Source organism: Saccharicrinis fermentans DSM 9555 = JCM 21142, from assembly GCF_000517085.1.
Classification (GTDB): Bacteria; Bacteroidota; Bacteroidia; order Bacteroidales; family Marinilabiliaceae; genus Saccharicrinis; species Saccharicrinis fermentans.
On the sequence record NZ_KI912107.1, the window covers coordinates 5,717,846 to 5,742,925 of the forward strand.

Here is a 25,080-nt window from a genome sequence, read left to right on the forward strand (position 1 = left end):
GTTAAGCCTTTACTTTAGGTGTTCTTTTTGTCTTGGCTGCGATCTCTATGTATTCAACTATTTTTCCTGCTATGTCAACCTTGGTGGCTTTCTCGATGCCTTCCAGACCGGGCGATGAATTTACCTCCAATACCATAGGGCCTCTTTTGGATTGTAGCATATCAACTCCTGAGACTGCTAAACCCATGCTTTTGGCGGCTTTTAAGGCAGTGGATTTTTCTTCTCTACTTAATTTGATGAGGCTGGCATTTCCTCCCTGGTGTAGATTAGAACGAAAGTCACCTTCCTTACCTTGTCTCTTCATAGCTCCCACAACTTTTCCATTGACAATAAAGGCGCGGATATCTGCTCCTCCTGCTTCTTCAATAAATTCTTGTAGTATGACGCGTGTTTTTAAGCTGTCAAAGGCTTGAACAACTGATTTGGCAGCTTTATTGGTCTCTGCTAATACAACTCCAACCCCTTGTGTACCTTCTAATAGTTTGATAACAAGAGGTGCTTCTCCTACGTGGGTTAAAATTTTGTTGTCTTCTTTGCTGAAGTTGGTAAAGGCTGTTTTGGGCATTCTAATTCCTTCTCGTGATAGTATTTGTAGACTCCTAAGCTTGTCTCTGGACCGTGTTAGTGCAAGTGAGTCAAGTGTGCTGAATACTTTCATCATCTCAAATTGCCTCACAACTGCTGCTCCATAAAAGGTCACTGATGATCCAATACGTGGAATGATGGCATCAATACCTGTTAATTTTTTGCCGGCGTAAAAAATAGAGGGACCCTCATCGTCCATCACTATGTCGCATTTAAGATGGTCTATAACGGTTCCTTTATGTCCTCTTTGTTCAATAGCTTCTATTAACCGTTGTGTGGAATATAGTTTAGCGTTTCTTGATAGTACTACTATGTTCATATGTTAAAATTTATTTTTCAAGCACCACATGGAGCTCACTGGAATCAATCATATTCATGTGTGAGAATTAATTTCCAGGGCTCGTTTTATTTTTTGTGTTTTTTATCTTTATAAGATAAATCTTTTAATGTGACATCAACGATAAAGCGACCTGTTAGAAATTCTCTTCCCAGAAGTATTGGGTATTTCATTTTTTTTCGATTCGTAAGTGAGAAGTCGATGTTTCTACGCTTTCCAAAAATGATCATAGGTGTGTTGATCGTATAGCGATGTTCTGTTTGCCCACCGGAATTTTTAACTAATTTGTCACTGAATTCTTCAAAATAGAAGACTTTGTCCTCGTATAAGGAATGAGTTGGGTCTAGTACCTTGAATGCGAGTATATCTTTACCATCCCGGCTGATTAATTCTATGGAATGGCAATGTAAAGTGCATCCATAGGCACCCGTGTCTATTTTTGCATCAATATTTTTTAACGCAAGGTCAGGTAAGTTTACTTTATCTTTTCTTCCAATAGTATTCATTTGTTGTAAATTCTTAAATACGGGTACTTGGTGCTTATAGACTTCTCTGAGCCTTTTGATTTTTTGCTGCGGCTATGCTGGTTTCCTCCTAGTACCTTGTTAGGACTAAAAAAAAATGAGGGGTCACTAATGACTAAAATACTTTTTCTTTATTGAAACAATCTTTTATCCAATAAGTTTTTGACGGTGTGGTAGCTATTGGTTTTTATTAGAGTCTTTTGTAGAAAAGGATAGGTCATTTTTGTAATGAATGATATTGCTGTAATCCGTCCATGGGACTCTGAGTGATTGCACCTGCTTTTAAGCCATTTTTATGTAATGCCTTTTTTAGAATCGAATCAAAATAATAGGCAATGCTGCCTGTGAAATTTATTTTGAGTTGTAAAACTTTATTGTATTGAAGTAGGTTGCGTTTGATAAATTCGTCGAATGAGTTGGTGATAAATTTATCTATCTCATCCCAGTCCTGGTGCCTCCATAGAAACCTGGCGAATTGGGCCATGTATCGGTTTGCCCATGGCTTTTTATATATGTTGTGTAGTAATTGTACTGGGTTGGTGTCGTGTTCCTTATAAAATAGCGCTGTAAGCTCCTTTGAGAATTGCCCCTTCAATATGTCTGCAATGAGTTTTTTGCCCATAACGGCACCACTACCTTCATCACCTAGGATATACCCCAGCGGTGAAACATTGTCTACGATGTTGCGGCCGTCATAGACACAAGAGTTGGATCCTGTACCTAGTATGCAGGCTATGCCGGATTGTGTGCCACAGAGTGATCGGGCAGCTCCCATCAGGTCGCTCTCGATGTCTATGGTTTCTGTCTGAAAAAAGTTTGTAAGAGCATTGTAAACGATAAGTGTCTTATCTTTGCTGGCACATCCGGCTCCATAAAAATGTATCTTTTTAATGAGTGAACGGTCCAAGGAAAAATCTTCGCTTAAAATTTGTAATATTTCTTCTGTGTTTTGGTGAAATGGATTGATTCCTTTGGTGATGCACGACTGTGATTCATGATGGTCAATGCCTCTCCATTCTGTCTTTGTTGACCCACTGTCTGCAATTAATATCATCTATTCAAATGTGTGGTAATAATATAGCAACATTTTATCCGCTCCTTCTTCTTGTGGTGATCGGTGATAAAACGATGATTAAGTAAATGAAGGTGAAAGATACAAAAGTATTTAAATATAAATGTAATGGGTTCGATAAAACAATATGATTCCCAAGCCAAGAAACAACAGTTTATGGCGGTAAAGTATAAAAATAAATATTTTAATTTGTGAAGAGGAATAACGAAAAGTTACCGGTACGTGCTTTTTAAGAAGTAAAAAGTCGTGGTGTGAGAGGCGGACTGGCGGTCATTTGACTGTCACCCGTCTACGATTAGCACTTGGGCATTATCATCATAAGTCAATAACCCAACTTCTCCAGCTTTTTCTCGCAAAACTCTCTGCGTGCAGGTGGTAAATCTTTTAATCCTTCTCGTGCTTGTTTATACTTGCCTTGGTAAATTAAAAAGTATGGGTCGTTAGCTAAATCGGTGCGCACATAAGTGGGATGAGCTAGCTTTTGAAAAAACTTATAAAAATTTCGGTAGCGGTCATCGAGCTTGCCATCGAGGATTTCCCAAATGATGGGCTTGATAAGGTAAAGGTGAAGGTCTCGGGAAAAGGCTTCATTGAAATATATATAGCAAGGAGTATGTTTGCTATGAACTCCACAATCACATCCTTTAATATATATATATATATAGCGATTAGGGTATTGTAGTAACCAAAAATAATTATTGGTCATTCTGTGGATCTTGTCTTGTCCAGCAAGTTTTAAATAAAACCTAAAATCATCTGGAGCCGAGTATTTATAGTAGAAGGTCTCGGATTCATTTTCTTTGGAGTTAACATTATGCTCTGATTGATATCTCCAAATTCCATTCTTTGTTTTCTTTCCAATAATACCAATACTGTCATTCCAAACTAATATTTCTAGATCCTTAGCTAAGTGATTTGATCCTTGTATATAGTGTTCAATATTCACTAATTCGTCTTTTGTAAACTTTTCTAAAGGTGGCTCGTAGTATTTATACATCAAACCTACACCTGTTTGCAACATCAATACGGCAATATAGATATACATCACCCACCTTTGCCATTTTTTAGCAATTGCAAAAAACAGGCTTAAAAATACATAACTTACTATAGCGAATGTAGCAAATAAGGTAAAGTGAAAGGGGGTGTCATCTACACCCCAAAAAATAAATGGTTCTAATGTATGCAGGGTTATTAGTAACAGTACAAATGGTAGTATTATAAGAATACTACCAAAACACCCTGGTACATTTTCTAGTTTTTCTTTTTTAAATTTCATGATTCAAATTGCTTAATACCCTAAAGCCTCCAGCTTTTTTTCACAAAACTCCCTCCGTGCAGGTGGTAAGTCTTTTAAGCCCTCGCGTGCTTCTTTATATTTGCCTTGGTAAATTAAAAAGTATGGGTCGTTAGCTAAATCGGTGCGCACATAAGTGGGATGAGCCAGTTTTTGAAAAAACTTATAAAAGTTACGGTAGCGGTCATCCAGTTTACCATCGAGGATTTCCCAAATGATGGGCTTGAAACGATCCCCTCCACGTTGAAAGTATGAGCTAAAATACATATAGCAATGTTCTCTTCTATGACCCGAAGTACAATTGCAGTTCTTTATATATATATATCAATCTATCAGGAAACTGCCACTGCCAAAAATCATAAAAAATCGGGATTTCTTTTTTATTCCCTTTGCTACCTGATATTAAATTGCGGTAATGAATAAAATCTTCTTTAGGGCTAAATTTACTTAGTGTATAACCTCTTTTAACAGTATTAGTGATTTCAAGTTTATTATAATTTGTTCTACAATTTGCGTACAAATAGTCAACGCTTTTTCCTATTACACCTATGCTATCATTCCATATTAGTACAGATAATCCTTTTGGCAAATCTTTGTCGGATGAAATATAATGATTAATAGAGTTCATTTCTTCATTTGAGAAGGATTGCCCTTGGGGCCTATAGTATTTATATATAAATCCAACGCCTGTTTGCAGAACCAAAATAGCTATATATATATACATCACCCACCTTTGCCATTTTTTAGCAATTGCAAAAAACAGGCTTAAAAATACATAACTTACTATAGCGAATGTAGCAAATAAGGTAAAGTGAAAGGGGGTGTCATCTACACCCCAAAAAATAAACGGTTCTAATGTATGTAGGGTTATTAATAACAGTACAAATGGTAGTATTATAAGTATACTACCAAAACACCCTGGTACATTTTCTAGTTTTTCTTTTTCAAACCTTATGTTAATTAGTTTCATCGTAAGGTGCTTTAATACTTATTATTTTTGGATCTACGCCTTGTAACGTTCCACTATTTAATTGCAAATCCACTGTTCCTTCAACAAGGTCTATATCTACATCGTAGTAGTGTTTGTAAATTATTTGATCTACAATACCATTTTTGTCTCTTTTTACCATCTGCGTATTGTTCTTTATTTTGGCCAATTCAATAGTAGGTAAGTAGGTTTTGTAAGTACCCACAGCTCGCTCATTGCGGTTGCTTTCTGTTTGAAAGTATTCAAAAAAGCGAGCTTGTGCATAGGCAACTACATTATTAAAACTAATAGTGGCAGCCTCGGTTATTATACCCGGTTTTATAATAAAGTATACTTCTGTACCTCCATATTCTATACCTCTATATCGTATGTCAACTTCGTAGTCGCACATGATTTTGTTTATAGCCTCTATTTGCGAATTTGAAATTTCTTCTAATGTGGACTGATTTTTTGATTTCAACATCTCTGCTACAAGCTCTTTATTGTTGAGATTAAAAATATTAGAAAAATTCTCTTTTAGATGACGAATATCATCCCCAAAAATACTTTCTTCAATCCATTCTTTAGTATCCCTGTTATCGTAATAATAGGCCACCGCACTACCTATAAAATACACACCTGTTCCAATGGCTGCCGTTACGCCCCCTGCTACAGCTAATGTACCTCCAGAAGCTACTGTTGCTTGGCCTGCTTCTAAAACCATAAAACCACCAACCATGCATATGGCACCGCCCACAGCGTTTAACGAATAACCGGCCGCAAGCCCCATCTCACCATCCTGATATGCTTCAAAAGCAGAGTCCATGCCTGAAAACATATCAACCGCTCCACTAATTACATTTAAAACGGGCACTGCTTTTAAAACACCTTTTACACCAGATGTAATGAGTTTATTATTTGCTGCAGCCTTAAGTATCCAACCTTGTGCTCGCCTATTACTAGCTACATTTGAGGTAAAATCTATTAAGGAACCAAAAAAGATGGCTGCTTTGCGCATTTTGTTTTCCTTATCCGTATCGTCGAGTAATACTTTTAAACTATAATAAACATTAAAGGCTTCTACTAAGGATACTGTAGTAAATACTACTTTACTATTAAGGCCTTTCTTTATTTTTACATCTATTGCAGATAGTTTTTTATTAAACTTCCCAAGCTCCTCTATATCAAATATCGATACTTTTTTATCGATGCTTTGTAGCGGGGTAACGGAAGTCATATTGAGTTTCACTTTTCCTCCGGTAGAAAGTAAAGTAAACTTTTTTATCATTTTTTTTGCTCTAACCTCATTATATGCAATATAGGCAGGGATAAAACTATTTGTGAGCACAAAAATACTTTGTTGTGTTTTACGTATAACAATGGCAATGGCTGTTTCCTTATCTTGATTTAAATATGCCTGACGGAACACCATTTGACCAATGCTACTAGCAGATGTATTCTCTTCTAAACTAGAGTAACCTAGTATCTGATTTACAAATGAATCTTTTAACCTTACCTGATTTAACAAAAAACTTCTACCTAATTGACAATCTTTTAAATAGGTTAGCGCATTATTATATACCTCTAGTGCTACGCACCAATCATTTTTATCATCAGAAGATAAGTAGTTAAGTAAGGTGTGATGCAGTATATGACTTTTAAACCAATTAATTAAGCTTTGTGCAGCATTGTGTACTTTTTGGGTGTGTTGTACTAAATCCTCTTTATAGGTTTTTTGCCATAAATCCATCCGTTCTTTATCGGCATATCTTTGAAGACTGCTATCATTTTTTATAAGTTCACTAATGGTAGTATGCAGAAAAAGCTGTTGTACTCTACTTTTTGTATTTTCCCAATTTTCTTTATCTTCAAACCTTTTTTGAAATATTTTAGCCCTACGAGTAAGTTCTTTCAAGGGGTCGGGATAATAAATAGAAACACCCTCTTTATTGCCAAACGATTCTGAGAACAAATGATAAGTTGCCAGAGTGGGCATTTCAGTGTCGTTGCGATAATCGCGCAACAGCATTACTCCTGGTTTTAGCTCACCTTGCAAACCCAGATATTCATATTTAAGCATAGGAACCTGCCTGTAAAACCACCTAGGGTCAAGTTTAGGAATACCACTGGCATCGTCTCCTCGCAGGCGTTCAGCTGACAGTTTAACTTTAGAGAATACAAACTTACATTCGTGATGCTCATCTTCGGGATTATCAGTAATAAAACTTTTAATGGTGGCATACTCTGCTTTTTCTCCTCTAGGGGTATTAAAACTACATAAGCCGTTAGCTATTTCAAATTCTTGGTATTCCCCATCTTTTAACTCAAAGCAATATTTCAAGTTATTTTCGGCATCAAAAACATAGATATAGCCATTTTTAACTTTTATATTATTTAATTTATCACCATTATAGCCCTCAACTTCTTGCCCCATTTCGCCGCATAGCATCTCACCATTCTCTGCATCCTCACGCCAATTATAATTATTATACTCTTTATACTCTCTAATATTAAAATAAAGGGTTTCGCCAAAGGTGGTAATATTATTTATGGTATTTGTTCCCTTTTTAGTTCCTGTGGAGGACGCAAAAGTAATATTGATGTAGTATTGAACATTATCTATTACTTTAATGCTTTCGCCCACCACTAATTTTTTATTCCGTAAAACACACTTAAGTCCAGCTTCTACAGCTTTTACAAAATAATCTTTATGGCTGTATTCACGATATTCTTGGTCATTTAACGTTAGTTTTTTGGCTATTGAGTAATAGGTATCGCCTTCTGTTACATTATAGGTAATTACATTAAACTCCATAATTGTTAGCTTTATGTTGTAATCGAGCGGAATAAACTTTTATATCTGTGTAAAAAACAATCGGATAATCTTTCGAGGCTCTTAATTGCTCTAATTTGGCATACCCTTCGTCATTCAACTCTCCTTGTATAAACTCACCATTTGGTAATGATATGGTGTAACTTGCATTTGCCAAAGGCTCGCCTGTTTCTTCGTCCAGAGCCTTAATTTCTAGACAATCTTCTACCTTTAGAATTTGACTTTCTACAGTTTCTCCATCGCAATTATCAAATTTAAATACATACTCTGGTAAGGTATATCCTTTATCTTGCATTTCTTGAGCACTCTCCTGATCATCCTTATCTTCAATATATTTCACGTTCCATGATATCTCTACCATACTATTTTGTACACGTCCACTTACCGATGTAACAAAATCATCTTCACTATTAGTATCTTTTTCAAATATTTTAAAAGAAATATATTTCCCGTCATCAACTCCATCTACTTCAGCATACAGAATTACATCTTCTCCAACCATTGCAGTTTCAATAATATCTCCTTCTTTTTGCCATTGGAGATTTGTCGTCATAATAGACTCTTCAGCCTCTTCCCTTATCTGATTCTGATTTGCTTCGGCCTGTCTTAAATCCGAACTTCTACCCCTCATCATTGCACCCATCCTATCAATGATTCTAATTTCCGGAAAAGGGATTCTATTTAGTGGCAAACTGGCTTTTGCACCAGGGGTGGCTGATCCCACCATCACGGTTGGTTCGCCTACCGTGATACTACCTCCATGGGCTGTCATGCTTCCCATTGTAGCCACAGGTGTTCCATTAATTAGAACTGTGGGTTCTCCTTGTGCAATGGTGTCTGGAGGACCTGAACATACACACATATCACCCATCAATGCGGCAGGTTTGCCGTTGATTAATACATTAGGTGCTCCCGGTCCTGAAACGGGACCTCCTATATGAGGAATATAACCTGTTACCATGGGACACATATGCATACTGCCCACTGTTGCTATCGGTTTTCCGGCCATCTGGTTAAAATTTAAACGTTGCTTATGTACTTAGTTTTCTACCCTGAATTATTCATAAAAAAAGGGATTTTGTTCCCTAAAATTACTGAAGTATCAGTATTTTTAGGGTGTTGACAAAAAAAAACTTTTGAACAATATTAAAAAATATTTCTGAAAACGTGAGCCCAATTCTTGAACTTTTCCCGATATCCAATAAAAAAACCGAAATAAGTTTTTCTGGTGAAAAAATCAGTAATGATGGTGGTTTGTTGTTATTGCGAGAAGTCGATAGGAAGAATAATACCCTGAACATACCAAAACACAACAAAAACATTTATGAATTAATCAGGTTACATTAAAAAAATGGAGCACCTTCCATTTTTTGAACACAGAAAATTACGAACGGCAACTCTGATAATATCGGAGTAGCGGTTCGTAATTAAAAATAATTGTTATTTATTCTTATTATAGATAAGTGTTGGTATATTTTATATTTGTTTTAGTATTTTCGACGGATTTGCTTTTGATGCATTAATACAAACGGGATAGATAGCGATAGAAGTTAACAATAGGATCCCTAAACCAGAAAATATGAAATACCAACCTGTCAAAGGAGTTTTATATGTGAAATTCTCCTGCCAAATATCTAAAATAAAATAAGCGATTGGAGTACCCATTATAAAAGCAAGGAAAAGCTGAAAAATAGATTCTTGTTTATCAGAATCATTATATCAATTACATTAGCACCGTTAGCTTTCCGAATACCAATTTCTTTGACTCTTTTTTGTATAAGTACATTTGTTAATCCGAGAAGACCAATGATTGTTATAAAGATAGCTACTACACAGAAAAGACTTAACAGGTTTAATAAGTAAATCTCTTCTTTATAATAATTTAAAAACGTATCTTTTAAGAAATGATATTGAAAAGGAAGTTCAGGGTTGAACTTAGTCACACTTTTTTGTAAATGTTCAAGAACAGAACTTGGTTGACCAATATATTTGACATAAGCTACATTACAATAATCTCTTTGACATATTAAACATAACGGTTCAATATCGGAATGAAGCGATTCATAATTAAAGTTCTCACATACACCAGTAAGTTTGCATTTACTCCAAAGAGAAGGAATTGGTTTATGAAACCGGCTCAAGAAATATGTTGCTTGAAATTATTGACGACAGACATAACCTAAAATCAACAATGGTAACATCTCAAGTTCCTTTAAAACAGTGGTTTGAATCGATAGGTGACCCCGTGGTTGCCGATGCAGTAATGGATAGGTTGGTTAACGGGTCATACCGTATCGAAATGCAAGGCGAATCAATGAGAAAAATGATAGCAAAACGTTAAAAAAATAATACCTATTTTTGAAAAAATCGCAGACCTAAAAAGTGTCCGAATAAAACGGAATGTCCAAAAGTACATAAGAAAAGTTTTGGGTGAAGTTTGGTTTCGTATAAGTAAATATATTATAAATATGTTTATTTCTCACATCATTTCTAATTTTTCAACCTCTTTTTTGTTTTCCTCTGTTATTACACAGTCATCAAATAGGTTAATCACACGATGTGCAAAATCAGAATCTCTATGTGAATGAGTGAGCCTAACAACTGTAGTTTCTTTTCTATTTAATTCTTTAAGTAAGTTGGGTATTTATTAATCTATTTTTTTTCCACAATGCGGACATTTTTTATCATCTCTCAGTCTGTCCATAAATCCTGAACCTATAATTCCAGTTGGTAAAGCGACTACTCCAATTCCCATTAATGCCATTATTCCACTTACAAATTTACCAATCCCCGTTATTGGATAAACATCACCATATCCCACAGTTGTTAATGTTGCAACAGCCCACCAAAATGCAGCTAAGATATTAGGGAAAGCATCAGGTTGCTTTTCTCCTTCAACATTATACATTATAAAGGATGCGAAAATTAAAAGAAGAAGAGTTACAAATCCAGTTACTGCTAATTCTGATTTTTTATCCTTAAGTACAGCCCAAATTAGATTTAATGATTTTGTATATCTATTGATTTTTAATATTCTCAGAAATCGAATTAATCTTAATGTTCTTAAAAATCTCAAATCAATCTTAATCAGCAAAGGAAGATAGAATGGAAGAATCGCAAATAAGTCTATTAAACCATTCATTGAAAAAACAAACTTTAATACTGATTTAAACTTATTACTTGCAGGATGAGTTTGGTTTGAAACATAAAGTCTCATTAAATATTCAATTGAAAATACAGCTACAGAAAATATATCAAACCATTCCAAAAATATTTTAAAATCAGAACTAATTTCCTTTATCGATTCTAATATTATTGAAGTTATGCTCAATACAATAAGACTCATAATTACATAGTCAAAAATCAAGTTGATTTTTTTACCATGTGAACCTTTCTCAACAAGTCGGTATATTCTCTTTTTAAATTTCATTGTCAAGGTGATTACTGAATATTAGGATAGTTTTTTAAAATTTTCTCCCAATTAATTTTAAGATATTCTATTGGAATTTTAGTGAAAGTACCACCAGTATTCTTAAACTTTATTTCCTTGTCATATTCGGAATAATCAAGAATTGTTATTACATCTCCGTTTTTTATCATGGAACCACCAGCTTCGAGATAACCATCTGGATGGTTTAGTAAAACCTTTTGTCCTGGTAGCGCTTTCCATTTTGTAAAAGGAGTTTTCTGAATCTTATATGTATAACCTAATTCACTATCATTATAAAAATTTTCCTTAAAGTACAATGTGTCAACACCAACAGCTACTTGCATCCAATCATCGCTCATTTCCCTAATTAGAGTAAGAGAGTCATTCATTTTTAGTTTAATCTTTGTTGTTCCGAATGGCTTATCACAAAGTTCTAAAGTGTTTGTATTTACGTAAAATGTTTCTCCAGTATCATCAAATATTAAACTAATAGAAAATGCTGTTATAAAAACTATCAATAAAAAAAATAGAATACGTTTAGGCTTAGAAAACAGCCAAATAACTATTCCCCACAACCCCAAAGCAATGCCAATTTCTCCAATTCTTTTAAATTGTCCTCCTACACTCATGTTATCAATATTATGTTTTTAACGCACTGTCGTTCTTTAATGCTTGCTTGTAACGGTGGATTGTATGGTTTCGTGGCGGATTACGTGAACTTTCCCTTTTTAAACAGCACCGAAACACGGGTGAGTGAAAAAGCTCAAAATTAGCACTTGCTAACAGTACACTATACCCGAAGTTGTTGAAAAAGTTTGAAAATACCAATTATCTTCAATAAACCACGGAATGTGGTGTATTTATTTAATATCTATAGGGTGAAACGAAGTTCACGAATGCTTTAGAGTCTTCACGGTAAAAAAGTAAGTCATTTAGCTAATAAACGGATTAAGGATCACGCAAAAAAGTTGGGTCTGTTAAAAAAAAGTATTTATTTAGCTGTTAAATAGAAACGGATTTAATAAATTGAGAAAGAAGAACTATCATCGGAGCTACTGGCTCAATTGTAACGCAGTGTAAATCGCCAACGAAAATTAAATTAAACAGATTGTTGGCAAAGTCCTATTTTAGGTACAACCATTACGGTGGAAAGACTCCAAAAACGAGGTTACATTCCCTTAGCTTCTATGTACAACCAAATTACTTCTGCTTTACCTACTAAATCAAATACACTATTGGCTCCGCCGATCTTCGATTCCCCATGGTATAAGGAACCGCCCAGTACGAGACCCGTATGCTAGGTGGTGTGAGAGCTTCTCCGATAGGCTAATTAATAGCCTATCGGCTGGCTACTCCTTTGTGTTTTCGTGCTTTATTCTCCGCAGCCTATCCGTGTGTCGGGGCAGACATACTCTTTGACAAGTTTTGGTTTGTGGGTCAGCTTTTTGAGCGACTTGGCAATGTGTATGGTTGCGAAGGGTCGGCATTACAAACAAGTCAAAATTGCAAATAGAATAACAGGTGTCAATATCCAAATGGCGTAATAATATCTAATCCGAATACTAATACAAAACTTAGTCCAGCCTGCTTGTCGCTTTGTCAATTTGATATCATCGTCAGTCCAGTTGGAAGCTAAAAAGAATTTATAATCGTAATCATTATGGTTTTCATCACATTTCTGAATTATTGAATTATATCTTTTTGAAATGTCCTGAGCCATCTTATATCTATCGTTTAAATCGTCATCAGAGAAAAGTAAAGCCTGACTTTCATGATAAATGTCTGATAATTCCATTGCATTTTGATGCAACTTTTCTGCTTTTAATTTATAATCCTTTGAACTTTCAATCTGGCTAAAAATAACTGTCAGTAGAGATGCTGCAAGAGTTATCAGGCTCAAATCTCCATTATTTATTTTTGAATTTAAAGAGGGACTTATAAAAAAAAGACTCATTACAATTACATAAGCTGATAGAATTGCAATTGTAAAACTTGAAGACTTATTTTGCTTTAAATAATTAGCATGAGCAACAAATCTAGCTCCTCTAGTTTTCCATATTTGTTGATATGTCACTTTAATAAATTTCTCTTTCATATCAGTAATTTTTAAAAAGATGGCTGCCTAAAAATGTAATAATTTATCCGATTAGGATTAAAAACCCATTTGGGTAATAGTTTAAAATTACCTTGCAAGCAAGGTCTCTTCAAATGAAGAAGGCAGCCATCAATAATATCCTATATCTTTATCTAATATACTAATCCTTTTGTTTTTATATCTTTCAAATGCTCGTTCAATTTGTTCTTTTGTATATGCTCCTGTTGGGTTCAATTTACCCCTGCTTACTAAAAATCGCCTTTTTTCAGCAACTGTTTCATAGTCATTATAGTTGTGGACATAGTTATTTCCATTTTTGAATTTTATATCAAAATAGGCTTTAACTATACTTTTTAATTCTTTAGGTGGTTTATTGTCAAAATCATCCAAATTTTTGAACTGGTTTCTGATGATAGTATCTATACGATATAAAAGCGTCAAATCATCAATTTCAATAAAATAGAAAAGCCAACCATATCTCTTTTTACCAGCTTTAGCACCAGTAATCTTTTCGTTTAGTTCGTTGATAAATGCTTCCTTAAATAATTCCACATCTTTAATCAACCAATCAGGTCTGGATTCGGGATTTTCAATTCCCCTTTTAAACCAAGTAAACTTACCAGAAATTCTTGTGATAAATTTACTTATTTGTTTTTCGCTAAGCGTAAGCTTGGTTCCTTTAAATTGATAACCGAGAAAACTAAAGGGTGTTGAAATACTACCAATTTGAGATTTGTCCTTATTAAGTTTTAAACCTAGTTTATACAACCTAATTTTAAAAGAAAGCTTGTAAAATAAGGCTTGCGCTTAGTTCTACTTTAACAGATTTATTGCTTTGAATAACAGAGGTCTATGTCACGCTGTCGCTTTTCATGTCGCTGCTGCAGTTTTTCCAGCATCCGTTCATCGGTCATTTCACGATAAAATTTGTATACCATAAAATCCATAATGTCTCTTGCCGACAACAATGGGACTTCGTCTTGATTCAATAGTTTTTCTTTCAGCATAAAGCTGCCCACCATTAAGTTGAGGGCTACTTGGTGATGCCATGACAGCCATTTGCGGGTTTGGAACTGATCCAAGCCTACTATCTGTTTTTGCTCTTTGAAGCTATGCTCAATGAAAAAGCGTTGTGCCTGCATGTATGCCAGCGCCTGATGCGTGTATTGAGCAAGTTCTGCGTTAGTGAACGAATATTTTATTTCTACTCCCTGCTTTGTCTTTCTTTTCGAAATGACCAGCAACCGTTTCTCAACAATGTTCTGAACCTTATCCCAAATGTAAACTGTCTTAAAATGGAACAATCCCTTCAGCTTTCCCTTGGCAGAATCACGAATGTCAAGCTTTTTCCAGTCCTTGTTTGTAAGCGTTTCTATATATTCGTTAGCGTTTACCGATGGGGTGCTTGCCTTCGGCCTTTTGGGTGGGCGCCCACGATTGCTCTTTCGCTCTGGAATATGTAGTTCTGGTTTTTCAAGGTGGATTTTTTGATCGCTATGAATGTCAAGCATGTACACCAAACCCATATCCTCAACCGAACGGGTAAACGCAAGGTCATTGCCATAAAGTCCATCCCCCCCAACGTAATCGAACTCGATACCCATTTCCAGTTGGTGCTTCACAATATCTGTAGCCAGCTCCGGTTTTGTCTTGAAAACCCTGTCCTCTTTGGGGATGCCAGCAGTTTCACACCTGGCGTTGTTAGTACACCATGACCTTGGAAGGTACAGTCTCGTGTCGACCAACGCTGCATATTTGTCCGTGCACAAGCAACCAAAAACTGCAACCTGCGAGTTTGCAGTCTTCCCAACGTTCCCGCAATACTGGTGATCAACACCAATGCTTTTGTCACCTTTTTTCACCCATCCGCTTTCGTCTATGAGTAATCCTTTTAATTTTTGGTTTGGGAGTGATTGGTCTACCTGATTTGCTATTTGGTCGATGACAGCTCTTGCATCCCAATTGGATTCGGTGATAAAATGCTGCATCTTATGGTAGTCTGCGTTTAATGTCTCAGTGATGCGTTCGATGTTTTTCAAATCGCTTAAAGCTAGACCTTCGACGTATTGAGTAGCTTTGTCGAAGTTGGATTTTGTTCTATTTTTAAAATGGTGCTGAAATTCAGATAAATACACTTCAAGTCGGTTGTTGACCGCTAGCAGTGTTTTACCATTATTCGTATATTTTTTTAAGTTTTTCGCCCGTTACCCATTGCAAACTTGAGTTTTGTTCTTTGTTTCAATTGCAATATACTAATTTACTGTTTATTACGAAAGAAAAACAATACTAAATTATCGTTTTTTCAGTGATCATTTTAATCTGTTAAAGTAGAATTAGTCAGTATAATTATATCGTCAACAAATCTGAAATAACAGATATTATTTTGGGAGAAGTGATTATCAATCTTTTTTAAATATATCTGGGCTAGTATATTCGAAATAGGTAAACCTTGTGGAATTCCTTTAGCTGTAACATAATTGTTACTGTTTCTTTTAGATTCATTATGAGGAATTGTGACATTCTCGATGGAATCCGTAAGAACTTTTATTGTCTTTGAGTTTGTTACCTTTTTAGCAAGGAAATCTAGTAATCTTGTCCTATTAATTTCATCGTAAAACGATTTAATATCCGTACGATAATAGAAATTATAGTTATCCGAATCTATTTTTTGCTTTAATTCTCGAACAACGCAATTGGCAAGTTTATTGGGTACACTTTCAGGGAATTGTCTATGTAAATATTCTTTTAAAGCAGTCAATGTAATTTTGTCTCTTACAGTAGGCGATGAAATCATTCTTGGAGCTTTATTCCGACCCTTATTTCTTAATATCTCCAAATAAGGAATAAACTTGTATTCCTTGTTTTTGTATCTATCTGCAATCCGCTTTATTTCAACCTCTTTATTTTTCTCGAATTGAGTAGGTCTAATCTTGTCGATACCTTTAAAGCTCTTCTTCTTGATTCTATCATCAAAAATCTTAGTCAAAAAGCTCTCCGAAAAAAAGTATCACTCATATTATTCTATTCTTTATTGTGCGTTGGCTTTAGTTGCACTATCTCTCTTTGCATGAAACACAACGTTTTGTATAAATACTGGCCGGGAATTTATAGCCAAAACCTATCAATCCGTTAAGCTGTTAAATATAGGTATTTCGTTGCAATTTAGCACTTTCCCCGGCTTGGATTTATACGTTGTGTGTGCCCTGCATGTGCTGCAGTACACCCACACCCGAAGTTGTTGAAAAAGTTTGAAAATACAAATTATCTTCAATAAACCTCGGAATGTGGAGTATTATTTAATATCCAGAGGGTGAAAGTCCCATCACGGGCGGAGGTAACGCTCCGAACCGTTAGCAAGTGACAAGCTGGTATGGGGTGACCTATGCAGTGAAGATTATTTGTGAGCGATTAGCGCAACAAATACCGACGGCAAATTGGCTCCGCCGATCTTCGATTCCGGTACTGACGGACAGAATTGTAGCGTAGCGGAAATCACGAAATTCATTAAAATTAGACCTTTTGAGCTAAACCGCATATGAGGCTTTATAAATCGGATGAGTAAACACATCATTGCAACGTCCAAACTCCAAGGAGGCGAGTATTTATAAAGTAGATGCGGCAGGGATTGGAGGTTATTTGTGAGCGATTAGCGCAGCAAATATTATATACAGCACTTACCAGGGGAGAGCTCTGTAATTACGAGTTAATAGAGCAGAGCAGTCAGCAAAAGCCATAGTAGCTTTGGAAAACGAGCCATTCTTACGAATACCACGCTAAGCATGGAGGTCTCATAGATAAGTGAAGGGCTGAACTTTATATCGCTATAAATCTTTGGCGGAGGTAAAAGGATTCGAGCCTTTCCAGCCCCAAAGAAGATTAGCAGGGAACAGGGATTAGCTAAGAAATGAAAAGAAGAAAACGGAACACCAGTAATTTAATTGAACGGGTAATACATCCAGCAAACTTAACCATAGCTTGCAAGGATGTAGTACGTAACAAAGGTGCAGGCGGTGTTGATGGTATGAAAGTTTCCGAACTTAAAGACCATCTCGACCAAAACCGTAACCAACTGGTAGAACAAATCATGAACGAAGCGTACTTACCACAACCAATACGTGGCAAGGAAATACCTAAAGGAGGTGGTAAAACCCGATTATTAGGTATTCCTACCGCTATTGACCGTATGCTGCAACAGGCAGTATCACGGGTGGTAATGATGTATTATGAGATAGATTTTTCTACCTATAGTTATGGATTTCGTCCTGAACGTAACACGCAACAAGCAACAGGAAAAGCACTGAGTTATATTAATTCAGGCTACCAGCATATTGTTGAAATAGACCTAAAAGAGTTTTTCGACAGGGTTGACCATACAATATTGTTACAGTTGCTGTACCGTAAAATTAAATGCAAACAAACCATGTGTTTGATACGTCGTTGGCTACGTGCTCCGCTTGAAAAAGACGGTAAACTCATCAAACGACGTATAGGTGTTCCGCAAGGCAGTCCTATTAGCCCATTGTTATCCAATATAATTCTTCATGAATTGGATTCAGAAATGGAACGACTAGGACTCCGCTTTGTACGTTATGCCGATGATTTTAGTATTTACTGCAAAACTAAGGCTGAAGCAAAGAAGGTAGGTAACACGATCTACTTATTTCTGCGGGACAAATTAAAACTTCCCATTAATAAAGAGAAAAGTGGTATTCGCCGACCTGTAAACTTTCAGATACTAGGCTTTGGTTTTGTACCTATTTACCGCAAAGGTATCAAGGGTAAATACCAATTGGTAGTCACTAAGAAACGATGGCAGAGCTTTAAAGCAAAGCTCAAAGAAGAGACCCGAAAAACGAATCCCAAGAGTTTCGATGAGCGCATAAAGAAGATTATTGAGATTCAACGTGGTTGGATCAATAACTTTAAATATGCCAATATCAAAACAAAACTGGAAGAGTTGGATGGCTGGCTCCGTAATCGTCTTAGATACTGCATTTGGCATCATTGGAAAAAGCCTGACAAGAAAAGGCGTAGCCTTATTCGGTTGGGCGTTGAAGCAGGCATGGCGTACGCTTGGAGTAGAAGCCGCATGGGTGGTTGGGCTATCGCCCAAAGTCCTATTTTAGGTACAACCATTACGGTGGAAAGACTCCAAAAACGAGGTTACATTCCCTTAGCTTCTATGTACAACCAAATTACTTCTGCTTTACCTACTAAATCAAATACACTATTGGCTCCGCCGATCTTCGATTCCCCATGGTATAAGGAACCGCCCAGTACGAGACCCGTATGCTAGGTGGTGTGAGAGCTTCTCCGATAGGCTAATTAATAGCCTATCGGCTGGGTACTCGATTACCAACTGGCCTTTATTCATTTTCAATCAATTAACTATCAATTTTGCAGTACCTTGTGCGTTCGGAAAGACACACTCTTTGACAAGTTTTGGTCGTGCGCTCGGCTTATTGAGCGACTTGGCAATGTGTGTGGCTTTGAAGCGCTGGCTATCTAAAATCTTCATAAAATTCTCTTTTCATCTCATCTTTTATTCTTAAATCGCAATATCCAATTTGGCGATTAGCATATTCTTTATGGTCATAATAATTTAATCGATTAGGCAGTCTATCAAGTACAGAGATAACATTCTCCCATATTTTTTTCTCACCTTCTAATATTGGAATATAGCTTCCTGACCAACTTTTGCTTCTATGTATTATTTCTAAGTTTTTAAAAATTTCAAAATCACTATTTAGTTTCAGAAAACGCTCTAAGAACTCCATTTTTAAACCAGGATATTTATAGCATATTATGCTAAAGACTACATCCATATACTTGTCGTTCAAATATTTCTCATCAATAAGATTTTCTAAGTATTCTATTGGTTTCTTGCCATATTTTTCCTTTGCATTTGAAAAGAAAGCTGATATTGCACGTTCCGAAAAATAATAAGTTTCACTAGCAATAAAGTATTCAAAAATTGAATTGATTATTGTATTACAATTATCCATTTCCCATATAAAATCATAATGTTCATGCTCTAAATCATGGTAAGAAATTCTATTAGGGGAATTGAACTTTAAAATCCTTATTATAATATTTGGGTCACGTTCCAATAGTTTTTTAAGAATTTCATTTTTATAATCAAAACTTTGTTCAATATTATTTGAATACAAATAAACTTCTACTAATATGTCAAATGGGAAATTACTGAACGATAGACATTTCTCGATAAAACTTTTACCTACACTAATTTTAACATCTTCTTTCTTAATTTTTGTGAGTGCAATTTCAAGAATCTCAGAATAAATATCTTTCTCATTTTTCAGCTTTTTATATTTGCTAACGAAAGTTAAATCCCAAAATATATATTGGGTGTTCAAGGATTTAATGGAAGTCAATAAATCCGAATATAGTACACTCAGATGCTCTTTGTTAACATCATCAATTTTTAATGTGTGATGAAAACTGAACTTTGGATTTACTTCTAAATCTTGAATTAATTCAAAAAGCTCAAAATAGTAGCCAGAATTAGTTTGAAAAAAGTAATTGAAAATATATGTGAAATTGAGGTTGAAATTAAATTTCGTAAAATTTAGTTCAAGTACATTCAAAAATAATTTTACATTGGTTTGGGCTAGATTACCAAATATTGTATTCAAAGAATTTTCATATTGCCAAACAGAATTACCCTTACTTACCTTTTTGACATGCTCTAAAATTAAAGAAACATTTGTAAGAAGTGAGTCATAGTTATTTATGTCAAAATTAAGGCAATATTCTTGAAGTTCTTCTTTATGTAATTTTTCCTCTTCGTCCCAACCAAGTTCTCTTTTCCTTTGCCTGTCTTGTTTTAATACTTCAGCTAATTGATATAACTTGCTTTTATATTCTTTCTTAATTTCTTTTGAATAGTCAATTTTTAACCAATCTAGACCTTCTAAAATATTTTGCAACACGAAACAGTCTTCAAATTCGTCAGGTTTAAAATACTTGTTTATTATCTGATAAATGTATTTTAAATCGTATTGTAATATTTCTTGCGAATCTTTGAATTCATAATAGTTTAACCTGTACATTATTTGTAGTAAAGAAGTCTTACTAGAATCTTGCAGAAGGTAATTGTAACATTTATATCTAAATGATTTTATTGATTCTGAAAGCCATAAATGGAAAGTCCACAAAGTTATTTCTCTTCCATTTCCTTCATTTCCGTGATATTCAATTTTAAGAAAAGAGGGGATTATTTCGGTTAAAATATTCTCATATATGGTTTTATTATTGCTGTTTTTAGCATTAGCAATTAAAAAGTCAAAAAGCAAATGCTGAATTCGGTCACCATACATATAACCTAATCTTGAAAAGCTAAATTTCTCTTTTATAATATAAATTACCGCCGGCATTTTTGATGGAACTTTAATTGCATAATAAAATATAAGTTCCAACGCATCTTTAAAAAATTCATCACTATGGTATCTGAATCGGGATAAAATTTCAAGGTCTTTTCCCGCCCCATATGAGAATTCATTTAATTCATAACTATAGCGAAATTCAGTTGTTGTTTCAGCTTCTTGCTTATCAATTTGTTTTTTTATGAAGTTTAATACCTGTGGACTTAAATAAAACCAAAACAAATCAAGGTATTTCAAAGAATCTTGATGATTCCCTTTCTTTTCAATATCTATCCATTTCTTAAGAATTATTGGTTTTAATTTTTTCTCAATTTGTTTGTAGTTGAACGTGTTTATTACTGGTACAATAGTATCTGTAATTCTATTTTCATAGTCTAAATAATTGTCAAGAAAGAAATTAAAACTTAATGATTCATTATCAATTACTGCTTTATAGAAAATATAGGTCGAGAATATCTGGTCGGATATTTTAACAACTTGTTGTTCGAATAAATCAACTAATTCTGATTCGTGTAGAGTATAACAAATTTCCCAAAACTTATTCTCTTCAACATTAAGACTTTTAAAAATGAAATCACAAAACTCTCTGTTTTCTTTATCAATACGAGAAAAGAAAGATATTAATGCTAATGATTTTTGAGCTATCGGTTCTTTTAATAGTTCGACTTCTTTAAACAAAGGTTCATAGTATTCATCATATATTTGGGATGCATCATCAAGCTCTAATATATTTTTGGCTTTAAGAGCTACCTTAGCACACATAATCGCCAGACGTGCATTGCCTTGCGCAATTTTAAGAATTCTATCAACGAATGATAGTTCATTGATTTTAAAATCGTCCGATTGAATAATATTTTTTATTTCATCATTTGAAAATGCTTTAATTTCAATTGAAGCATAATTGAAATTAACAGCAATAGACTTCACCTGAGGTAATGCATAATCTCTAACAGTTACTATTACTTTTAAAGTTTTTGAATCCCTTTCCTCGAATAAACTTAATATCCACTGAAAGTTCTTAGCTAGTCTATTTGCATCATCAACTAACAGCACATAATTTTTATCGGTTCTTATAATAGTTTTAAGGTCTTCCCAAATTGGAATCCCTTTATTTCCAATACATAAGAAGGAGTATTTATTTCTATCTGAATAAAGTTTTGCTAGTTCAATTGCATATTTTGATTTTCCAGTACCAGGTGCTCCATGGATTAGCAATAAATCGTTTATTTCTAAATAGCTTTCTCCATCTTCTAATTCCTTTTCTCGACCAAAGAAAGTATTACTTAATGGTGTTGAAATTTTGTTTTTCTCGTAATTAGCAATAAATTCAGAAGGTTCTTGAATTTGACCAGTCCCAACTTTGATTCCAAGATAAGCGCCTAAAATTGGATAATCTAGTACTGCAAATGCTAAATCTCGAATTCCTTTTAATTCAAGGATACACTTTGGGTTGTGTTTTTTACATAATTCTTCAAGATTTTTCTTTTCAACTGGCTTAATACGTTCCGTAAAGCATAATATTACTTTATCAATTTCTTCTTTCTTTAATCCTGTTTTTGAGGTCTCGAAGCAGTTTTCAATATCCGATTTTAGTTTATTATAGAAACTTTGCCCTTTTTCTAGTCTTTCTCTTGTAGTATATTCAGCAAAAATTAATTGATTGTCCGGACTAGTGAAATATGAATCAGGAATTCCCTTTCTTGACTTTTCTTTACCAATGACACTTCCAATCGGAGTAATTGTATTTGGATTTAGTTTCAAGTACAAAAAATGATTACAAAATTCTTGGAAGATGTCTCCATTAATCCTATCCAAAGCATTTTCTATTTGTACGGAGTCTATCATATGCTGTAGTGGGTTGGCAAAGAAATAGCTCTTTTGCAAGCTGAAGAATCGGCCTGTGTTTTGGGGCTTGCAAATGTGCTATTTGTGCGTTGGCTGTTCATTTTATCTTTTTTCTCTAACTGCAAAATTACCACTGTCAATTCTTTCTTAGGCTTGTTGGTAACGTATGTGTAAATGCATATTGTGTTTATATCTATTATGTCGATATTTGTTTAATTATCAGTTATTGAGTTGTTTATATTCTGTAATTTGGTCTAAAGGGCTTTTTATATTTGCAAGAGATCGTTTGCTTACGTGTGTGTAAATTTCTGTTGTGGTACTCGATACATGACCTAAAAACGTTTGAATGTATCTAAGGTCGACACCATGTTCTAATAAATGAGTGGCGTAGCATATGTGGAGTCACCTTTTTGTTTATTCCTATTTTTACAACATCCATCTTCCGGTGTTGTGCTAAAGAGAGGATTATTTTGGGCTTTACAGGCATCAAATCATGTTTTTATATATACAAATATATAAAATCTGTTTATATGCAAGTGTTTGTAAATTCTATTTTTGTGGGGTGATGAAGTTAATCTCTGTCGTCAATTTGGAAAAAATGGTCTATACCCACCCAGTGAAAACGGCCATACCCGTTCACTTTTTTAAATCAGCTATGAATTTACAAAAAATTATTAATTCTGTTATTTACGCCTTGTATCTCCTTTAAGATCGAAGCGGTATGCGGTATGCACGATTCTATCCATAATGGCAAATTAATTAAACCTAAATCCAAAGGGTCAGCATGCTCCGTTTTTCGAAAAGCATTTGTTCGCGAGAGGGGTCAATATGCTCCGTTTTTTTTGCTCACCGAGCAATATTATTCCTTCAAAAACATTTTAAGGGGTCTACATGCTCCAGAATATCCACCTGTGATGTAAATCCTCGCGAATGGCTTACGGATGTATTATCTAAGTTTGCGTTATACAGAAGCAATTATGATTTAGACTTGGCTGATCTTTTGCCGCACAATTGGAAAAAGTCTAATAGTTGTCAGAATATTCCAAAAAACACCCACTAATTTCGATTAATTCCAAAAGATTCCAGTAAAACTTAGAGAATTCCAACGCTCCAATCGACATCCCGATTGGAGCGTTTTTTTACTTTGCAATATGTAGCAGACCGCATATTTACTGAATATTAAACTATCAATAAAACGACCGCAGGGCAGGCCGGAACAATAGCCCCGGGGCCGGCGTTGGCGAGAGGCTATAACCCGGAAAATGCATTAGAAAATCTATTACGCCTTAAAATGACTTCAAAAGAAGTCACTTCGTTGCTTTTCTTCAACTCATCATAGCGGTGCTATGCCTCGTCTCAGAAAAGCCTTCTTTTATTGCCATTTTAATGCTCATGACGAAGTCCTAATACATTATCCGGGTTCAAGGTTGCACTCGAGGTGGTAGTGTGGCTGGCCTAGCGCGAAAGAAGAGTATGCAGGATGGAATTGGAGCTCGGTGCGGGTTGATAGCGATCTATTGTTCTAGACTTTTTTGGTCCTTTTTGTGGCAATGACAAAAAGGACATGACGATAATTTTCAATCAATGAGTGATTCTCATTTGAAAGCTCAACTATCAGGTTAACGAGCGCAGGGTTGGCCAGAACAATAGCCGTGGTCGGCGGCGAGAGCTGTAACGCGGAAAATGCATTAGAAAATCTATTACGCCTTTAAATGGCTTCAAAAGAAGTCATTTCGTTACTTTTCTTCAACTCACCATAGCTGGTGTTATGCCTCGTCTTAGAAAATCCTTCTTTTATTGCCGTTTCAACGCTCATGACGAAGTTCTAATACATCATCCGGGTTTCTGGGCGCACTTGAGGTGGTAGTGCTGTTGGCCTAGCGCGAAGGAAGTGTGCGCCGGACGGAAAGGGAAGTTGATGCAGGGCAGATAGTGATCTATTGTTCTAGACCTTTTTGGTCCTTTTTATGGCAATGATAATAACGAAGTTATCATGAGGACCTTTGAAAACAAGCCTTTCCGAGTAAATTAGCGAAGCTTATTCATGAGGATCTTTTAAAATATACCTTTCTGAGTAATTCGGCGAAGCCTGATCATGAGGACCTTTTAAAATATACCTTTCCGAGTAAAAAGGACATTAACGGAAGTTTCAAAAGCAAAGAAAATTATCATATAAGTTAGAAGCATTACTCTCAATTAGATAACGAAAGTACCAATGCTGCAACAGAATCTTTCAATACAAAAGTATAGGATCTCAGAAGACAATACAAAGGTGTCGCAGACATTAAGTTCTTCCTTTTTAGACTTACTAAAATTTATGCTTAATATTTAACATACTATTTCTTCAGACCCAACTTTTAAAGCTGATCCCTGATCCATCTTCTCGCCAACCTAGTAGCAAAAAAAAAAGACCTGCAATAAATTGCAAGTCTTTGTGGGCGATGAGGGAGTCGAACCCCCGACCCCTTGGGTGTAAACCAAGTGCTCTGAACCAACTGAGCTAATCGCCCTGATTTTTTTAAAACTTTCACCTGTTTCTTTCCAGGTTTGTATTGTTATGTGGGCGATGAGGGAGTCGAACCCCCGACCCCTTGGGTGTAAACCAAGTGCTCTGAACCAACTGAGCTAATCGCCCGATAAACGGTATGCTTTTCTTAAAAACTCAACAAATTACCTTTGTAATGTGTTGCCC

Annotated in this window: 19 protein-coding genes and 2 tRNA genes; 2 read left to right on the forward strand and 19 right to left on the reverse strand. The window is 35.2% G+C overall.

The window, feature by feature from the left end; all coding sequences use genetic code 11:
• Position 1 precedes the first annotated feature (1 nt).
• From rimK to CYTFE_RS32090, 9 genes are all read right to left on the reverse strand, one after another.
• Positions 2 to 904 (reverse strand): 30S ribosomal protein S6--L-glutamate ligase, encoded by a 903-nt coding sequence (rimK, locus tag CYTFE_RS0123295; RefSeq protein ID WP_027473789.1) that lies wholly within the window; start codon positions 902 to 904, stop codon positions 2 to 4.
• An 86-nt stretch (positions 905 to 990) separates the two neighbouring features.
• A complete protein-coding gene (locus CYTFE_RS0123300; protein ID WP_027473790.1) occupies positions 991 to 1,428 on the reverse strand; it encodes an ATP-dependent zinc protease family protein in 438 nt (145 codons plus the stop codon).
• Positions 1,429 to 1,663: 235 nt separating this feature from the next.
• Positions 1,664 to 2,500 (reverse strand): hypothetical protein, encoded by an 837-nt coding sequence (locus CYTFE_RS0123305; protein ID WP_027473791.1) that lies wholly within the window; start codon positions 2,498 to 2,500, stop codon positions 1,664 to 1,666.
• Between the two features lie 340 nt (positions 2,501 to 2,840).
• Positions 2,841 to 3,794 (reverse strand): hypothetical protein, encoded by a 954-nt coding sequence (locus CYTFE_RS0123315; protein WP_027473792.1) that lies wholly within the window; start codon positions 3,792 to 3,794, stop codon positions 2,841 to 2,843.
• A gap of 12 nt (positions 3,795 to 3,806) precedes the next feature.
• On the reverse strand, positions 3,807 to 4,079 hold the full coding sequence (locus CYTFE_RS0123320) for a hypothetical protein (protein ID WP_027473793.1): 273 nt from the start codon (positions 4,077 to 4,079) through the stop codon (positions 3,807 to 3,809).
• A 16-nt stretch (positions 4,080 to 4,095) separates the two neighbouring features.
• Positions 4,096 to 4,782, reverse strand: coding sequence for a hypothetical protein (locus tag CYTFE_RS0123325; protein WP_027473794.1), 687 nt, complete (start codon positions 4,780 to 4,782; stop codon positions 4,096 to 4,098).
• Positions 4,769 to 7,594 (reverse strand): hypothetical protein, encoded by a 2,826-nt coding sequence (locus CYTFE_RS0123330; RefSeq protein ID WP_027473795.1) that lies wholly within the window; start codon positions 7,592 to 7,594, stop codon positions 4,769 to 4,771. Before CYTFE_RS0123330 ends, CYTFE_RS0123325 begins: the two co-directional genes overlap by 14 nt.
• On the reverse strand, positions 7,584 to 8,621 hold the full coding sequence (locus CYTFE_RS29695; RefSeq protein ID WP_081736080.1) for a PAAR domain-containing protein: 1,038 nt from the start codon (positions 8,619 to 8,621) through the stop codon (positions 7,584 to 7,586). Before CYTFE_RS29695 ends, CYTFE_RS0123330 begins: the two co-directional genes overlap by 11 nt.
• Before the next feature lie 655 nt (positions 8,622 to 9,276).
• Positions 9,277 to 9,555, reverse strand: a complete 279-nt coding sequence (locus CYTFE_RS32090) for an ABC transporter permease (protein ID WP_027473797.1) — start codon at positions 9,553 to 9,555, stop codon at positions 9,277 to 9,279.
• A gap of 176 nt (positions 9,556 to 9,731) precedes the next feature.
• Between CYTFE_RS32090 and CYTFE_RS0123350 the strand changes: the two genes are divergently transcribed.
• On the forward strand, positions 9,732 to 9,953 hold the full coding sequence (locus CYTFE_RS0123350) for an ATP-binding protein (protein WP_027473798.1): 222 nt from the start codon (positions 9,732 to 9,734) through the stop codon (positions 9,951 to 9,953).
• Between the two features lie 306 nt (positions 9,954 to 10,259).
• Here the strand turns inward: CYTFE_RS0123350 and CYTFE_RS0123355 are convergent, their stop codons facing one another.
• The 6 genes from CYTFE_RS0123355 to CYTFE_RS27950 all read right to left on the reverse strand — a co-directional run bounded on the left by CYTFE_RS0123355 (position 10,260) and on the right by CYTFE_RS27950 (position 16,123).
• The gene (locus CYTFE_RS0123355; protein WP_027473799.1) at positions 10,260 to 11,042 is read right to left on the reverse strand and encodes an ion transporter; all 783 of its coding nucleotides are present in this window, start codon (positions 11,040 to 11,042) and stop codon (positions 10,260 to 10,262) included.
• 11 nt (positions 11,043 to 11,053) lie between these two features.
• Complete coding sequence (locus tag CYTFE_RS0123360; RefSeq protein ID WP_027473800.1) at positions 11,054 to 11,671, reverse strand: hypothetical protein; 618 nt, start codon at positions 11,669 to 11,671, stop codon at positions 11,054 to 11,056.
• 857 nt (positions 11,672 to 12,528) lie between these two features.
• Complete coding sequence (locus CYTFE_RS0123370; RefSeq protein ID WP_027473801.1) at positions 12,529 to 13,137, reverse strand: SLATT domain-containing protein; 609 nt, start codon at positions 13,135 to 13,137, stop codon at positions 12,529 to 12,531.
• Between the two features lie 129 nt (positions 13,138 to 13,266).
• Complete coding sequence (locus CYTFE_RS27945; protein WP_044214526.1) at positions 13,267 to 13,905, reverse strand: hypothetical protein; 639 nt, start codon at positions 13,903 to 13,905, stop codon at positions 13,267 to 13,269.
• A 59-nt stretch (positions 13,906 to 13,964) separates the two neighbouring features.
• Positions 13,965 to 15,272, reverse strand: a complete 1,308-nt coding sequence (locus CYTFE_RS0123380) for an IS701 family transposase (protein WP_027470370.1) — start codon at positions 15,270 to 15,272, stop codon at positions 13,965 to 13,967.
• Positions 15,273 to 15,451: 179 nt separating this feature from the next.
• Positions 15,452 to 16,123, reverse strand: coding sequence for an RNA-directed DNA polymerase (locus CYTFE_RS27950; protein WP_052343396.1), 672 nt, complete (start codon positions 16,121 to 16,123; stop codon positions 15,452 to 15,454).
• Between the two features lie 918 nt (positions 16,124 to 17,041).
• Here CYTFE_RS27950 and ltrA point away from each other — a divergent pair.
• On the forward strand, positions 17,042 to 18,433 hold the full coding sequence (gene ltrA, locus CYTFE_RS27955; protein WP_044263028.1) for a group II intron reverse transcriptase/maturase: 1,392 nt from the start codon (positions 17,042 to 17,044) through the stop codon (positions 18,431 to 18,433).
• Between the two features lie 205 nt (positions 18,434 to 18,638).
• On the opposite strand, the gene CYTFE_RS0123400 is transcribed toward ltrA, so the two are convergent.
• From CYTFE_RS0123400 to CYTFE_RS0123410, 4 genes are all read right to left on the reverse strand, one after another.
• Positions 18,639 to 22,388, reverse strand: coding sequence for an nSTAND3 domain-containing NTPase (locus tag CYTFE_RS0123400; RefSeq protein WP_027473802.1), 3,750 nt, complete (start codon positions 22,386 to 22,388; stop codon positions 18,639 to 18,641).
• A 219-nt stretch (positions 22,389 to 22,607) separates the two neighbouring features.
• Positions 22,608 to 22,784, reverse strand: a complete 177-nt coding sequence (locus CYTFE_RS32095; RefSeq protein WP_407689952.1) for a tyrosine-type recombinase/integrase — start codon at positions 22,782 to 22,784, stop codon at positions 22,608 to 22,610.
• 2,039 nt (positions 22,785 to 24,823) lie between these two features.
• Positions 24,824 to 24,898: transfer RNA gene (locus tag CYTFE_RS0123405), tRNA-Val, on the reverse strand.
• 50 nt (positions 24,899 to 24,948) lie between these two features.
• Positions 24,949 to 25,023: transfer RNA gene (locus CYTFE_RS0123410), tRNA-Val, on the reverse strand.
• Positions 25,024 to 25,080: the final 57 nt, after the last annotated feature.